This is a genomic window from Streptomyces plumbidurans (assembly GCF_019857225.1).
GTDB classification, from domain to species: domain Bacteria; phylum Actinomycetota; class Actinomycetes; order Streptomycetales; family Streptomycetaceae; genus Streptomyces; species Streptomyces plumbidurans.
The window spans coordinates 22,562-37,747 of the sequence record NZ_JAFJSY010000054.1 but is presented as its reverse complement, the minus strand read 5'-3'; the positions used below and the strand labels follow the sequence as shown (position 1 = coordinate 37,747).

Genomic DNA, 15,186 nt, shown 5'->3' with positions numbered 1-15,186 from the left:
GGGGGAATGTGATGCTGACGCCGAACCAGTCGAGCGCGGGCGAGCTGCTGCAGCTCATCCGCAGCGGCCGCGCCAACACCCGCGCCGATCTCCAGCAGGCCACGGGCCTGTCCCGGTCGACCATCGGTCAACGGCTCAACCTCCTCAACCGGGCGGGTTGGCTCAAGGAGTCCACCGGCTCGTCCACCGGCGGCCGGCCCTCCCAGCAGATCCTCTTCGACCCCACACACGCCTCGGTCATCGCCGTCGACCTCGAGACCCGCTACGCCCGCGCGGCCGTCCTGGACCTGGCCGGCACGATCCTCGCCGAACAGACCGGACCGCTGCGGATCAGCGAGGGACCTGACCAGGTGCTGGACGAACTGGCCGGCTGGTTCCCCGAGTTGATCACGGCCGCGGGCACCGACGCCGGACACGTCCGCGGCATCGGCCTGTCCGTGCCCGGGCCCGTGGACTACACCACCGGCCAGGTCGTGGAACCGCCGATCATGCCCGGCTGGGACCGGTACCCCGTCCGCGAACGGATGCAGAGGGCGTACGCCGACCACGTGCACGCCGACGTGGAGGGCGGACCCGTCCCCGTCTTCGTGGACAACGACGCCAATCTCATGGCGCTGGCCGAGCACCAGGCCAACCACCGCGACTGCACCGCGTTCGTCCTGGTGAAGGTCTCCACCGGCATCGGCGCCGGTGTCGTGGTGGGCGACACGGTCTACCGCGGTATCGACGGAGGCGCGGGCGACATCGGCCACATCCGGCTGCACGACCAGCCCGACGCCCTGTGCATGTGCGGCTCCCAAGGCTGCCTGGCCGCCGTCGCCAGCGGCGGCGCGCTGGCGAAACAACTCTCCGCCCTGGGCATCGCCGCCGACTCCGCGTCCGACGTCAAGCGCCTGCTCGGCGACGGCCATCCCGACGCCATCCGTCTCGCACGTGAGGCGGGGCGCCGCATCGGCGAAGTCCTGGTGACCGTCATCACCCTCCTCAACCCGGGCGTCCTCATGATCGCGGGCGACCTCTCCGGCGCCCCCTTCATGACCGGCGTGCGGGAACTGCTCTACCAGCGTGCCTTCCCCCGAGCCACCGCACACCTGCAGGTCGTCACCTCCCGCCTGGGCGACCACGCGGGAGTCATCGGCGCGGGGTCCATGGTCGTCGAGTTCCTCTACTCCCCGGCCCTGGCCGACGCCCGCCTCGCGCGCCTCGCCCTCTGAACAACCCCCATCTGCAGGCTCGTTCACCGAGCACACCGCCCCAGCCCTACAGGAACACCGTGAACAGCGCAGCCTCTCCCTGGTCGTACCAACCCGTCGACGTAGGCCTCGTGGGCGCCGGCCCCTGGGCCCGAGCCATGCACGCCCGCATGCTCGCCGCCGGCCCCGAAACCCGCCTCGCAGCCGTGTGGGCCCGACGCCCCGAAGCAGCCGACGAACTCGCCTCACTGCACTCAACGCACGCGGCCGCCTCCTTCGACGAACTCCTCGACCGATGCGAGGCAGTCGCCTTCGCCGTACCGCCCTCGGTACAGGCCCGACTGGCGCCCCTCGCAGCGCGACGAGGCAAGGCGCTGCTCCTGGAAAAGCCCCTCGGACCCGACCTGGCCTCGGCCCAACGCGTCGCCGACGCAGTCCAATCCGCGGGCGTGGTCTCCCAACTGGTCCTCACCAAGCGCTATCACCCGATCACCGACGCCTTCCTCGAAGCCGCCGCCACCCGCGACATCACCGGCGCCCGCTCCTGCTACCTCCACGGCGCCTTCCTCGGCGGCGACTTCGCCACCGGCTGGCGCCTGGAACACGGAGCACTCCTGGACCTCGGGCCGCATCTGCTCGACCTGCTCGACTCCGCCGCCGGCCCCATCACATCCATCCGCAGCACCGGCGACTCCCGGCGCTGGATCGAGCTCAGCTGCGAACACGACAACGGAGCAGTCAGCCAGGCCTCCCTCTCAGGATCCGTCACCGTGCCCCGAGCCGTCACCCGCATCGAACTCTTCGGCAGCGACGCTCCGTTGGTCTACGACACCGCCGACATCGACCACGAGGAGTGCTGGCCGATCTTGCGCCACGCCTTCGCCACCGCCGTACGCACCCACCAGTCGACTGGTCTCGACGCGGCACGCGGGCTGTATCTGCAACGACTCATTCATCTGGCGACCGGGGCGTAGCGAACGCGTCGCCGACCGCGGCGGCGGTACAGCACCACCCCGCCCAATACCGCCACGACCGTGAGAGCCGCCGGAACCAGGACGGCGGGCCTGCGGTACAGCGGTGCCGGGGACGCCTTCAAGGGGATGACCGCGAGGTCGTTTCCGGGGGTGCGGTCGAAGGGGTTGTGGACGCGGATGGTGCCCTTCGCACCCGGCACCCGCCGGTCGATGCGGAAGCGGAACTCGACCGTGGTCGTCCCGTCGGACCCGGGCCAGAACATGTCCCTGTTGAGATCGCAGACGAACGCTCCGCCGGAGGTCGCGGGGCGCTCGCAGGCCCACTTGCCGGGGTCGCCCTCGAAAGAGAAGGGGACGGAGGTCACCGTGGTGCCCTCCGGAGGTATCACCTCGAAACGGCCCATGTCACCGTTCGGGTTGCCGGGGCCGAGCCGCCGTACGCCGAGCTTGACGCCCACTGTGTCGCCGACCCGGCCCCGGACGGTCCCGGTGACCGGCTCGTAGTCCGCCTGCACGGTGGTCGTGACCCGGACCCTGCCGCCGCCGGCGTCGGAGCCCTGGTGCGCGGCCGTGCGGACCAGAGTGAGCGGGGCACCCGTGCCGCGCCTGGTGTGGCCGGCGGGCCGGTGCGGGGCCGACGACCAGGTGTACGTCACCTCGCCGGACAGGGTTTTCGGGGCGGTGACCGTGTACGTCAGCGGTGCGCGCGTGCGGTACGCGGCACGCGGAGCCACCGCCGTCCGGAACGTGCACCAGGCGGATGTGGGCGACTGGTCGGCGTAGTAGCAGTTGCTGTACCGGGTGTTCAGGGTGAGGCCCTCCGTGACGTTCACCTGCAGGGCCACGCCTTTCGTCGCCGGAAAGCGGGTGTTGTTGGACAACGAGGGGGTCACCTGCGCGGACTTCCCCGGTGCCAGTCCACTCACGTCCTTGTCCCGGCCCGACGCGGACAGGGTGGGGCCGCCGACGGTCATCCGAGTGGTGCCGGTGATCGTGGGCGCGTTGTCGGCGGTCGCGGTGTAGGTCACCGTGCCGCTGTCCCCCGGTTCGGCGCCGTCCACGCCGAGGAGGACCAGCGGGTCGTAGCTCTCGCCGTCGCCGTTCTGGAGATCGCCGTACTCGCAGGTGTAGACCGGGCCCTCGGCCTTGCACATGTCGTTGTTGCCGAGCCGGGCCACGCCCTTGAGGCCCGAGGCGTCCACGACCACCCGCACATCGCGGGCCGGAGTGCCGCCCTTGCTCGGCTCGACGAAGACGGGCACGTGGAAGTCGTCGTTCGAGGCGGAGGCCCCCTCGTCCGCGTTGTACATGACGAAGGTCTTCTCGGTCTCGAAGCGCATCACGACACGGTCCGAGCCGTCGGCCGTGGCAGGCGCCTGGGCCGTCGCCAGCACCGCGGCCAAGGTCAGCAGAAGTCCTGGTACTCGTCTCCGCAAGGGCATCCAGGCACTATGCCCGACTCCGTCGAAACCTGCGGCGGATCGAACGCGCGCAGTGTGGGTAATCAACGCCGAGGCAGGCGGACGAGTGGAAGGTTCCCACCTCTCTCTGATCCACAACCGTACCTAGTGTGAGGTGCGGGGCGAAGCCCGAGACATGGCGGGCCCACCGACCGAAAGGGGACGATCCATGGCCGATCAGGCCCACGAACCCGTCATGGACGGCCTGATGCAGCCGCGGCCGCTCACCATCGCGCACATTCTGGAGCGGGCCGAACGGCTCTATGCGCACAAGCCCGTCGTGGTCGCCGGCACGGAGCGGCTCACCTATGCCGACGTGGCCCGCAACACCAGGCGCCTGGCCACCGCCCTCGACCGGCTCCACGTCCCGGTCGGCGCCAGGGTCGCGACGTTCGCGAGCAACAACCGGCGCCACCTCGAGCTGTATCTCGCGGTGCCGGTCACCAAGCGGGTCCTGCACACCATCAACATCCGGCTCTCGCCGGAGCACCTCGAGTACATCGTCAACCATGCCGAGGACGACGTGGTGTTCGTCGATCGCGACCTGCTCCCCCGCATCTGGCCGAGCGCGGACCGGATGCCGGGCGTACGGCACTGGGTGGTGCTGCCCGACGGCAGCGACACGGCGATCCCGGCGGACCCGCGCATCCTGCACTACGACGAACTCCTCGCCGGCGCCGATCCGTTCACGGGGTCGTTCGAGGACACGTTCACGCTCGCGGACGAGCAATTGGCCTCCGGGCTGTGCTACACCTCCGGCACGACCGGCCGCCCCAAGGGCGTGCTCTACAGCCACCGTTCGACCGTGCTGCACTGCCTCGGCACTCTGACGGCTGGTTTCATCGGCCTGGCCGAGAGCGACGTCGTGATGCCGATCGTGCCGTTCTTCCACGCCAACGCCTGGGGCCTGCCGTACGGCGCGATGATGGCGGGAGCCTCCCTGGTTCTGCCCGGCCCCTCCGCCGAACCCGCCCACCTGCTGCGGCTGATGGAGAGCGAACGGGTCACCGTCGCCGGTGCCGTGCCCACCGTATGGACCAGCCTGGTCGACGAGTTGAGCGCCTACGACCTCAGTGCCGCGCGATTCCTGCTCGGCGGCGGGTCGGCCGTTCCCGCGGCGCTGTCCGAGACGTACCGCACGGCAGTCGGCGTACCCCTCACTCACTCGTGGGGCATGACGGAGGTCAGCCCCGTCGGGACCATCGGCGGCACACGTACCCAGCACGAGGCGGCGACCGAGGAGGAACAGGTGGCGGTGCGCGCCGCCCAGGGCCAGCCGCTGCCCCTGGTGAACGTGCGCGTCGTCGACGTCACCACCGGCCGGGAGCTGCCGCGCGACGGCCAGGCCGTCGGCGAACTGCAGGTGTCGGGGCCCTGGGTGGCGAGCGGTTACTTCCGGGTGGGCGAGGACGACAGCTACACCGACGACGGCTGGCTGCGCACCGGCGATCTGGCCACCATCGACTCCGACGGCTATGTGCGCCTCGTCGACCGGATCAAGGACCTTATCAAGTCCGGAGGCGAGTGGATCTCCTCGGTGGAGCTGGAGGCAGCGATCGCCTCGCATCCCGACGTCGTGGAAGTCGCCGTGATCGCCCGCCCGGACCCGCGGTGGACGGAACGTCCCGTCGCCTACGTCGTCCTGCGCGAGGGCAGCACCGGCACGGCCGAAGACCTGCTGCGGCACATCAGGCCGATGGTCGCCAAGTGGTGGCTGCCCGACGAGATCGTCTTCATGACCGCACTGCCCAAGACGGGCACCGGGAAGCTGTCCAAGAGCAGTCTGCGGGAGTCGCAGCACTTCAGTTGACCATCGGCTGAGCCGCATCCAGGCCTGACGTGACCAGCCCAGCCGCGCCTCCGTCCCGTGGCGAAGCCCCCTCTCACGTCTGCGGCGAGGCGCCTGTGACCGCCCGAAGTTGGTGCAGCCGCAGCCCGAGCTGCAGTTCCAGGTCGTACTCGTGGCGCCAGTCGAAGTCGAGGACGCTGCCCGCCCGGTCCAGCCGCTTGAGCAGCGTGTTGACGTGGACGTACAACGCCCGGGCGGTCGCCGCGACGTTGGCCTGGTGGTCGTAGTAGGCGCTGAGCGTGTCGACGAGGTTGGTGCCGCGTCGCGCGTCGTAGTCCAGCAGCGGCCCTATCGAATCCGCGATGAACCGGTCGAGCTCATGGACCCGTTCGGTGTCGAAGACCATGGCGTACAGGGCGTAACGACCCGTGGTGGCCCCCAGGTCGGTGTGGCCGATCGCTCGCGCCACCGCGCCGCAGCGGCCGGCCAGCAAGTAGGCGCGTGCCCAGTCGTGGTGGACCACTCGTTCCGCGATGACGACGACGGGGCCGCCCACGGTCTGGCGCAGCCGCTGATGGACCTCCTCGACGGTCCGGTCGTCGTCGACGCTCGGCAGGATCATCGTGGCCCGGCCCAGGTGCTCGCCGGCCAGGCCCGAGCGGCTCTGCGCGATGTCGTGCAGGTGACGCGCGAGATCGGTCGACGAGACGGTGGGCGAATCCGCGACCAGGACCAGGTCCAGCCGGTCGGCGTCGATGTTGCGGGCCTGGGTGCGGGCGCGCTGGGCGGGGCTGATGCCGGGTCCTGCGACCATGAGCTCGGTCAGCAGCTCACCGCTCAGCCGCTCGCTGGCCTCGGCGACGGCCCGCTCCTTGAGGATGAGCAGTCCCAGGATGTGGGTGGACCGTTCAAGGGTGCGCAGATCCATCTCGTCGCGTGCGCCCCGGTCGGCGGCCTCCTTGCGGCTCCAGGCGAGGGCGCCGAGATGACTGTCGCCCGCCTGGATCGAGGCCACGCTGTGGACGATTGCGGCGGTGTCCACCGCACTCACACACCGGCCCGAGCGGCGCGCCCGGTCGACGGCATCCGCCAGGACCGTCTGCGCCGGGTCCCCGCCCGCAGCCGACGCCGAGCCCCGGCGCACGAGAACGGCACCGGTTCGGTCGAACAGCGTGACGTTTCCGCCCAGTTGGTCGGCGAGCAGCTGGACCACGTCTCCGGGCGTCCCGCCCTTGAGCACCGCGCCGGTCAGCGCTTCGTGGATCTCCTGCGCCCGCTCCATGACGGCCACGTGTTCCTCGATCTTCCGGTACGCGCCCTGCAGTTCGGCAAGGGCGGTCCGGCTCGCCTCGTAGAGGCGGGCGTTGTCCAGGGCGACCGCGGCGTGGTCCGCGAAGGCGCTCAGCAGCGCGATCTCGTCGGCCTTGAAGGCCCGTTCGGACCGGTCCGCGGCGAACAGCGCCCCCACGGCCTCGCCCCGGATGACCAACGGCACCCCGAGGAGCGCGACCAGGCCCTCGGTGGCGACCAGGCGGTCGAAGTCCGGATCGTGGTCGATGCGGGTCGTGGAGACGTAGTTGCGCACCCAGTACGGGCTGCGGGATGCCAACACCTTTCCGCCGAGCCCCACATGAGACGGAATGCAGGCGGCGAGGAACGACGCGGAGATCGTCCCCTCCGACGCCCTGGCCGACAGCTTGCCGTCAGCCCCGACCAGCGAGAGGTAGGTGAAGTCCGTGCTGATCAGGTCGTGTGCGTGGTGCACGATCGACTGCAGCACCTCGTCGAGTCCGCCCAGCGCGGTCAGTGACTTGGCGGTCGCGTACAACGAGGCCAGCTCGCGCTGCCGCCGTACCAGCGAACGCGGCTCCGTCACGCCACCGGGGTCGCGGACCACTGCGCCCTCCCTTCCGCAGAAGGTGGGAGAAAGCCCCACCCGACCCACACCAGGTGTGTGTGATGTACACCTCAACCGCAGGGTATCGGCGTCCTAGTCTCGCCGCCATCACCTTGCTGTGTACCGACGAAGGCGGCATGTATGGCTACCCCGCTCGCCCAACCCGAAGGACAGTCCAACCAGCTCGGCACCGGCGTGTCCCCCGCCGGCCGCCGAGCCCCCCGCAAGCTGCTGGCCGCAGGGCTCGTCGCCGGCTCGATCGAGTGGTACGACTTCTTCCTCTACGGCACCGCCGCGGCCCTGGTATTCCCCCGGGTGTTCTTCCCGCACTCCTCGGCCCTGACGGGAACCCTGCTCGCCTTCAGCACGTTCTGGGCGGGCTTCGTGGCGCGTCCGATCGGCGGAGTGCTCGCCGGTCACCTCGGTGACCGGTACGGGCGCAAACCGGTCGTCGTCGGCTGCCTGGCGCTCATGGGGGCAGCGACCTTCCTGATCGGCTGCCTGCCCAGCGCGGCGACGGTCGGCGCGCTCGCCCCGACCCTGCTGGTCATACTGCGCTTCGTGCAGGGCCTCGCGACCGGCGGCCAGTGGGGCGGCATCGTGCTGCTCCTCACCGAGTCCGCCGCCCCCAAACGCCGAGGCTTCGCGGGGACCTTCGGGCAGACCAGCGTCCCCGTGGCCGTGATCATCTCCAACCTGATCTTCGTGGCCGCCGGCGCCCTGATGCCGGACGACGCCTTCCTCAGCTGGGGCTGGCGCATCCCCTTCCTGGTCAGCGTCGTGATGTTCCTGGTGGTCGTCTACATCCAGGCCAAGGTGGAGGACACCCCGGAATTCCGCGACCTGCAACGAGAGGTGACACACACTCAGGGCACGGTCACCCGAGCCCCGCTGTCCCAGGTCATCCGCAGCAAATGGGGCACCGTCCTGCTGGCCTGCGGCCTGTTGTCCGCCACCAACAGCCTCTTCTACGTCAGCATCTCCGGACTGCTGAGCTACGGAACCGATCATCTGGACCTGGACCGCGACCCGTTGCTCGCGGTGGTGCTGCTCAGTTCCGCGGCGATGCTCGTGACCCTCCCCTGGTCCGGCCACGTCTCGGACCGGATAGGGCGTCGGCCGCTGATCCTGATCGGCGGCATGGGCGTGGCCGTATGGGCCTTCCCGTACTTCTGGCTCGTCGACACCGCCTCGCTGCCACTGATCTTCGTCGCCGTAGTGGTGGGCTTCGTCTTCCAGTGCCTCACCTACGGCCCGATCGCGAGCTTCCTCGGCGAACTCTTCGCCCCCGCAGTGCGCTACTCGGGAGCCTCACTCGCCTACCAGCTGTCCGCCATCGTCGTCAGCGGCGGTACGCCCTTCCTCATGACCGCGCTCATCGCACACACGGGGAGCACCTGGCCGGTCGCCCTCTACATCATGTTCATGGGACTGATCACCTTCGCGAGCGCATGGTTCCTGCCGGAGACGAACTCCGCCGAAGTACGCGCCGACCCGCACGCCGTCCCGGGCGCCCACCTCTACAGCTAAGGAGTGGCCGACGTGAAGAGATCAACAGCGAGAGGCACGAGGCTTCGACGGCGTGCCGTGCCGGCGGTCGCGGTCGTGGTGGCGTGCGCGATCCGGCTGCTCGGCGCCGGGCCCGCCACCGCGTCGGCCGACCCCTCGCCGACCGTGCCGCGATGTGCCGCGCTGGACGGCATGCGGATCCCGGCCTCGGCGATGAGCCTGCCCACGACCGGCGGCCGGGTCACGTCGACAGCGCTCATGACGAGCGCGGTCAGCGGCGTGACGGTCCAGTACTGCCAGGTCGACGCCGACATCACGCCCGTCGACCCGTCCGCGCCGGACATCAAGATGCGCGTCGACCTGCCCTACGGCTGGAACCGCAAGGCGATGATGTTCGGTGGCGGCGGCTACGACGGCACCATCCCCGACCTCACGGAGAACGTGCCGTTCGGTCCCGCGGCCCAACCCGCCCCACTGGCCCGGCACTACGCGACCTTCGCCAGCGACTCCGGCCACCAGGAGAGCCCGATCTCCCTGCCCAGCCTCGACGGATCGTTCGGCATGAACGACGAGGCCCTGAACAACTTCGCCGCCGGTGACGCCCTCAAGAAGACACGCGACGCAAGCCTGTTCCTCATCCGGAACGCCTACGGCACGCATCCCGACGAGGCCTACTTCGCGGGAGGTTCGACCGGCGGCCGCGAAGCCCTCGTCGTCGCACAACGCTGGCCGAAGGCGTTCGACGGAGTGATCTCCGCCTATCCCGCCTGGAACAACCTCAGCGAGGTCCTGTACCTGGGACACCTGACCCAGATCCTGTCCCGCCCCGGCGCCTTCCCCGGACCCGAGAAACAGACACTCCTGTACGACAGCGTCATCAAGGCGTGCGACCCTCTGGACGGCGTCAAGGACAACGTCGTCTCGAACCCGAGCGGCTGCCACTTCGACCCTCACGTCCTGCGCTGCCCACGCGGCGCCGACACCGGTCCCACCTGTCTGTCGGACCCTCAGATCAGCTCCGTGATCGCCATGTCGTCCCCCTTCAGGTGGCCGTACCGGGTCGCCAGCGGCGAGACCGAGTACCCGGGCTTCCCGTTCCTGTCGGGTTCCGACATGAGGACGCCGTTCCTCGGATTCGGTGACACGGCACCGGCCAACCCCATGCCCCTGACGAGCGGTTACGGCATGCAGTACTGGGATCAATGGGTCAAGTACTTCCTGACCCGCGACCCGCACCACAACTCCCTCGACATCGACCCGCTCCATCCCGGCGCCTGGCTCGACCGCATCAGCCGGCTGTCGACGATCGAGGACCGCAACAACACGGATCTGCGCCCGTTCGCCCGCGCGGGCGGCAAGCTGATCCTGCTCCACGGCGCCGCGGACGAATTGGTCTCCCCCCGCTCGACGAGCGACTACTACCGGCGGGTGCGTGACCTGCTGGGCGCCGGGAAGACCCGTACCTTCATGCGGTACTACGTCGTGCCGGGCGCGAACCACGCGAACTTCGGCACCCCGGCCTTCGCCGCCGGCTGGGACTCCCTGACGGCACTCGAGCACTGGGTGGAGAAGGGGCAGGCGCCCGCGCATCCCACGGTCACCGACACCACCCATCACCGCACCCGCCCGCTGTGCGCATACCCGGAGTGGCCCAGGTACCGCACCGGCAACCCCGACAGTGCGTCCAGCTTCGTCTGCACGCACTGACGGACGCGAGACGGCCCGCCTCTCTCCAGGGGGCGGGCCGTTCCGCGTGGCAGCGGTGCGTTGGACCCGGTCGCCGAGCCCGGCACGGGCCGCGGGCGCAGGCGCAGGCGCAGTGCGCCAGCAGCATCCGCCGCGCCAGGCGCTGGGTTTCAGCAGCACCCCCAACACCTGGCTGGCGCCTGGAACACGGAGCACTCCTGGACCTCGGGCCGCGTCTGCTCGACGGCGGTGAGCGGCCAACTACCTGCCGAGGGGGCGATTTGGTTCGTCAAGGAGTAGAACTCCCCTCGGCCGGAACGCCTGTGGGTCAACGCGAGGCGGACTGAGACTTCTCCAGGTCTGTCTGGCAGCGCAGGCAGTGCTCGATGTGCGGAAGCGCCTGCAGACGTTCGGGGTCGATCTCCGTACCGCAGCGCACGCAGTACCCGAACCCGCCGTTCTCCAGCCGGTCGAGTGCGCTCTCGACGCGCGCCAGGAGCCTGCGGTCGTTCTCCGTGTCCGCCTGGTGCTGCCGCAGCGCCTCGGTCGCCGAGCTGACATCCGCCGCGTCGAGGAGGCAGTCGCCTCGCAACTCCTCCTCCTTGAGCGCCCGTTCGTCGAGCCGCCGACGCAGAGCGCCGGCCTGCTCGACGAGCCGCGCACGCAACTCCTCCGCTTCGGCTGAACCGACCGAGTTGCGGGGCTCTTCGACGCTCATCTCTTCTGCCCTTCCTCTGCATGGCAGTCTTCGCGGCCAACGGCAGCGACCAGTCGCCGTTACAGCTCGCGGACGTGCTGGTCAGCGGCCATCATCGCGTCCGCTCAGTCCTGGACAGGTTCCACTCGATGGGGCTCGGCTCCGCCGAGGTAAAGCATGCACCCTGTGGTCTCGTCCACCTCCTCCACGTCGAAGCTCTCCGGAGGCACGACATAGATACCGGCGGTGGGGGCCGGAGTCCAACCGAGGTTGCGGGGAGGGTCGTACTCCTCGTAATGCCCCACGCAGAGTCGAGTGGGAGGGATCGACACGGTGCACACGTCTCCTCCACAAAGGGCAGAAGGTGGCGGCTCAATGCGATACGGCACCCACTCGCTGCTTGAGCTGCCCCATGGGATCTGGAATGTGCCGTCCCAGCGAAATTGCGTCGAGTTGTCGATCTCTCCACAGGGCCAGTGGAGACGGATATGGGTCACATTCACAGAAACGACCCGCGCGCTCACCGGCTCACAGGAGACGATCACCTCGTCGCCGATCCGATACTCCATGTCTGATCCCCCTCTTCCGGCTGTGAAGGGCTGAGGATAGATCACATTCGATACAGCGGGATGGCAAAGGTCTGCCGGGCGACGCAACGGCCGCGGCAGCGCTTGGCTCCGTCGCCGGACTGGCCTCCTGTCGCCCCGGGCGACCTGGCCACGCAGGTTGGTGGGGGTGGGCTGGCACACCGCCACCGGACGGGCCCGGGCCCGTCGTCGACGCCGGAGTTCCGCGGCCGAGGCGGTCGACCACGCCGCCTGATGTGCGGGTCACCAGAGCCGGCTCACACCCTGCCCTGCCGCCCGTTCCCGTTTTTCCCTCGCCGAGCCAGGGCACCCGGCGCCCGTCATGGTCGTATCTCGAAGCCCCGTTCAGGGAGCCACAATGCAGGACCAGGAACAGGACCAGTCCGGCGCCCCTCCGCTGGTCTCCTCGGAGCCCACTCCGCCCCTCTCGGAGCAGAAGCAGGACCCGCCGGGGCTGGAGTCCTACATGGATCCCAGGCCGCGGTACCGGGCGGAGCGCTACCGGGCGCCGGACAAGCTCACCGGCAAGGTGGCGCTCATCACCGGAGGGGACTCCGGCATCGGCAGGGCCGTGGCCCTGCCCTACGCGCGGGAAGGCGCCGACGTGGCAGTCGTCTACCTCCCCGGTGAGCAGTCCGAGTCCGAGGAGACCCGGCAGGTCGTCGAGGAGCAGGGCCGCAGGTGCCTCCTGCGCCCGGCGATCTGTGCGAGGCGCAATTCTGCCGGGAGGTCGTAGAGCGCACTGTCGAGGAGCTCGGCGCGTTGAACATCCTGGTCAGCAACGCCACCTACCTCAACAGCAAGCTGCGCCTGGAGCAGTTGACGGCCGAGGACTGGGACCGGACGTTCAAGACGAACGCCTATGCCTACTTCCATCTGGTCATGGCCGCCCTCCCCCACCTGGACGAGGCGACGCGATCATCGCCACGGCCACGGAGGAAGCCCTCAAGGGCAGCACCACCATGATCGACTACGCGGCCTCCAAGGCCGCTCTGGTCGCCTTCACCAAGTCCATCGCCCCGCACCTGGCGGAGCGGGGAGTGCGGGCCAACGTCGTGGCGCCCGGCCCGACGTGGACCCTTCTGAATGCCGCCGACCGGCACATGCCGCCCGAGGATCTGGCCCAGGTCTGCAGCGAGACCCCGATCAGCCGGCCGGCGCAACCGGAGGAGATCGCCCCGGCCTACGTGTTCCTGGCGTCAGACGCGGACTCCAGCTTCATCACGGGAGAGGTCCTCGCGGTCACCGGAGGCGAGACGGACACCCCGTGAAACGTATCCGGGCGGTGGCCCCTCGAAAACCCCAGCACGACATGAGCATCGATGACGGTGAGTGAGGCAGACATGAGCGAACAGACTCCTTCCCAGGCCGAGGGTGAGCGGCCGCTTGCCGAGCAGCGCAAGGACCGCGGGCACGAATGCCATACGGACGGCGAAGGCGTCGAAGAAGACGGCACTGGCCAACCCGAGGCCGACCATCTTGACCATGGATTCGCCGCCCGTCATGAACCCGCCGAACACCGCCATCATGATCAGCGCTGCGGCCGCCACCACCAGGGCACTGTGCCGGAAGCCGTTGACGACGGCCTGGCCGGGCCTCTGCACGTGGATGTGCGCCTCGCGGATCCGGGAGACCAGGAAGACCTGGTAGTCCATGGCGAGTCCGAAGACGATGCCCACCAGGAAGAAGGGCATGGTGCTCATGATCGGACCGGTTTCGTCGACGCCGAAGAAGCCGGCGCCGTGGCCCTGTTGGAAGACCGTGACGATGGCGCCGAGCGCTGCGCCGACCGAGAGCAGGAAGCCGAGCGCAGCCTTGAGCGGTACCACGATCGAGCGGAAGACCAGCATCAGGAGGACGAAGGCGAGACCGACGACGACCGCGAGGTAGGGGATGAGGGCGTCCTGCATCTTCTGGCCCACGTCGATGTTCAGGGCGGTGGTGCCGGTGACCTTGAAGTCGGCGCCGGTGGCCGATTCGACCGCGCCGCGCTCGCTGCGGATGGTGTGCACCAGGTCCTGCGTCTGCCGGCTGGTGGGCGCGGTCGACGGTACGGCGGAGATCACTGCCGTGTCTTTCGCCTCGTTGAACCGTGCCGGTGAGACGGAGACAACTCCCTTTGTAGCGGCCAGTTTTGCGGAGACCGCCGACACGGCCGCCTTCGGATCATCGGCGTGCCTGGCGTCCACGACCACTGTCAATGGGCCGTTGAAGCTCGGTCCGAAACCTTGGGCGAGGTCGTCGTAGGCGCGGCGCTCCGTGGTGGACGTCGACTTGGCCTCGTCACCGGGCATGCCCATTCGCAGGTCCAGCGACGGCACCGCGAGCGCGCCGAGGCCGATCACCGACAGGAGCAGGACCGGCACCGGCCGACGCACCCACGAACCGCGCCCAGCGAACACCCGTGGGTTCCTTGGCACTTGTGCCGCTCGTCCTGGTCCTGCCGATGCGGCTGAACAGCTTGAACCGGGCGGGGCGTACGCCCTTGCGGTCACGGCGCGCGAGTACCGCATTGGGCCAGAAGCCCAGGAGCGCCGGCACCGCAGTCAGGGCGACAAGGACTCCGACCACTACGGCGCCTGCCGAGCCGATACCCATCTTGGTGAGCATCGGGACGCCGATGACGGAGAGGCCCAGTAGAGCGATGACAACGGTGAGCCCGGCGAAGACGACCGCACTCCCGGCCGTGCCCGCGGCCAGGGCGGCAGCCTCCTGCGGCTGGTGTCCCTTGGACCGCTCTTCACGGTAACGGGAGACCACGAACAGGGAGTAGTCGATGCCGACGGCGAGGCCGAGCATCATCGCCAACTCACCGACCGTGGACGAGAATCCGAAGGCACTACTCACGGCGGTGATCCCGGCCAGGCTGACGCAGACGCCGAGGATGGCGGTGAGCAGCGGCAGTCCGGCGGCGGCGAGCGAACCGAAGGTGATCAGCAGCACCACGGCGGCGACGAGAACGCCCAGTACCTCTCCCAGGCCGTCCCCCGAATCGGTCTCCAGCGCTGAGCCGCCGACCTCGACGGTCAGGCCCGCGTCCCGGGCCTGCTCAACCGCCTTGGTCAGATCCGTCTTGCTGGCGTCCGTGAGATCGTCGCTCGCGACCTTGTAGGTGACGGTGACGTACGCAGTCGACTTGTCCTTGCTGACGGCGTTCGTACCGAACGGACTGGTCGCGCCGGCGACCTGCGACCCGTCGGTCACCGAGGTGACGAGTTTGCCGATGGCAGAGCGGTTGGCGGCGGCGGTGACCTGCTGACCGTGTTCGGCGACGAACACGAGCACGACCCGGACACCACCCTCGTCGTCGGCCACTGGACCTACCTCGGCTCGGGCTACAGCTCCGGCGCCGTGCTCCTGGCCGCCGCCGTCTGGCACCGCAGAGAGCTGGAAC

Annotated in this window: 9 protein-coding genes and 2 pseudogenes; 6 read left to right on the top strand and 5 right to left on the bottom strand. The window is 69.4% G+C overall.

All coding sequences use genetic code 11. The annotated features are described in order from the left end of the window. The first annotated feature begins 11 nt into the window (after nt 1-11). Entirely contained in the window at nt 12-1,214 is a 1,203-nt protein-coding gene (locus tag JYK17_RS28720; protein ID WP_222811499.1) for an ROK family transcriptional regulator, read from the top strand. Nucleotides 1,215-1,273: 59 nt separating this feature from the next. Further along, on the top strand, nt 1,274-2,167 hold the full coding sequence (locus JYK17_RS28715) for a Gfo/Idh/MocA family protein (RefSeq protein WP_222811498.1): 894 nt from the start codon (nt 1,274-1,276) through the stop codon (nt 2,165-2,167). Here the strand turns inward: JYK17_RS28715 and JYK17_RS28710 are convergent. After that, nucleotides 2,146-3,609: a hypothetical protein gene (locus tag JYK17_RS28710; RefSeq protein ID WP_234547259.1), complete on the bottom strand. Its 1,464-nt coding sequence runs from the start codon at nt 3,607-3,609 to the stop codon at nt 2,146-2,148. The two genes, JYK17_RS28715 and JYK17_RS28710, sit on opposite strands and share 22 nt — an antisense overlap. A 187-nt stretch (nt 3,610-3,796) precedes the next feature. On the opposite strand from JYK17_RS28710, the gene JYK17_RS28705 reads away from it, so the two are divergent. Then, nucleotides 3,797-5,437, top strand: a complete 1,641-nt coding sequence (locus JYK17_RS28705; protein WP_222811497.1) for a long-chain fatty acid--CoA ligase — start codon at nt 3,797-3,799, stop codon at nt 5,435-5,437. A gap of 73 nt (nt 5,438-5,510) precedes the next feature. On the opposite strand, the gene JYK17_RS28700 is transcribed toward JYK17_RS28705, so the two are convergent. Continuing rightward, nucleotides 5,511-7,292 (bottom strand): helix-turn-helix domain-containing protein, encoded by a 1,782-nt coding sequence (locus JYK17_RS28700; RefSeq protein ID WP_234547261.1) that lies wholly within the window; start codon nt 7,290-7,292, stop codon nt 5,511-5,513. A gap of 162 nt (nt 7,293-7,454) precedes the next feature. Here JYK17_RS28700 and JYK17_RS28695 point away from each other — a divergent pair, with 162 nt between their 5' ends. Further along, nucleotides 7,455-8,843 carry an MFS transporter gene (locus tag JYK17_RS28695; protein WP_108012586.1) on the top strand — a complete coding sequence of 463 codons (1,389 nt, stop codon included), beginning with the start codon at nt 7,455-7,457 and terminating at the stop codon, nt 8,841-8,843. A gap of 12 nt (nt 8,844-8,855) precedes the next feature. Next, nucleotides 8,856-10,529 (top strand): tannase/feruloyl esterase family alpha/beta hydrolase, encoded by a 1,674-nt coding sequence (locus JYK17_RS28690; RefSeq protein WP_234547264.1) that lies wholly within the window; start codon nt 8,856-8,858, stop codon nt 10,527-10,529. 307 nt (nt 10,530-10,836) lie between these two features. Here JYK17_RS28690 and JYK17_RS28685 read toward each other — a convergent pair whose 3' ends face one another. Both JYK17_RS28685 and JYK17_RS28680 read right to left on the bottom strand, forming a co-directional pair. Further along, nucleotides 10,837-11,226, bottom strand: a complete 390-nt coding sequence (locus JYK17_RS28685; RefSeq protein WP_108012584.1) for a TraR/DksA family transcriptional regulator — start codon at nt 11,224-11,226, stop codon at nt 10,837-10,839. 104 nt (nt 11,227-11,330) lie between these two features. Beyond that, nucleotides 11,331-11,774 (bottom strand): hypothetical protein, encoded by a 444-nt coding sequence (locus JYK17_RS28680; RefSeq protein WP_128804274.1) that lies wholly within the window; start codon nt 11,772-11,774, stop codon nt 11,331-11,333. A 340-nt stretch (nt 11,775-12,114) separates the two neighbouring features. On the opposite strand from JYK17_RS28680, the pseudogene JYK17_RS41280 reads away from it, so the two are divergent. Further along, nucleotides 12,115-13,063: pseudogene (locus tag JYK17_RS41280) on the top strand (SDR family oxidoreductase). Here JYK17_RS41280 and JYK17_RS28660 read toward each other — a convergent pair. Next, nucleotides 12,992-15,170 (bottom strand): annotated as a pseudogene (locus tag JYK17_RS28660) (MMPL family transporter). The pseudogenes JYK17_RS41280 and JYK17_RS28660 sit on opposite strands and share 72 nt — an antisense overlap. Between the last annotated feature and the right edge of the window lie 16 nt (nt 15,171-15,186).

Excerpts from the sequence above, each read along its gene's own strand:
- JYK17_RS28685 (WP_108012584.1), bottom strand. The coding sequence starts at position 11,226 with ATGAGCGTCGAAGAGCCCCGCAACTCGGTCGGTTCAGCCGAAGCGGAG.
- JYK17_RS28680 (WP_128804274.1), bottom strand. The coding sequence starts at position 11,774 with ATGGAGTATCGGATCGGCGACGAGGTGATCGTCTCCTGTGAGCCGGTG.
- JYK17_RS28695 (WP_108012586.1), top strand. The coding sequence starts at position 7,455 with ATGGCTACCCCGCTCGCCCAACCCGAAGGACAGTCCAACCAGCTCGGC.
- JYK17_RS28720 (WP_222811499.1), top strand. The coding sequence starts at position 12 with ATGCTGACGCCGAACCAGTCGAGCGCGGGCGAGCTGCTGCAGCTCATC.
- JYK17_RS28705 (WP_222811497.1), top strand. The coding sequence starts at position 3,797 with ATGGCCGATCAGGCCCACGAACCCGTCATGGACGGCCTGATGCAGCCG.
- JYK17_RS28710 (WP_234547259.1), bottom strand. The coding sequence starts at position 3,609 with ATGCCCTTGCGGAGACGAGTACCAGGACTTCTGCTGACCTTGGCCGCG.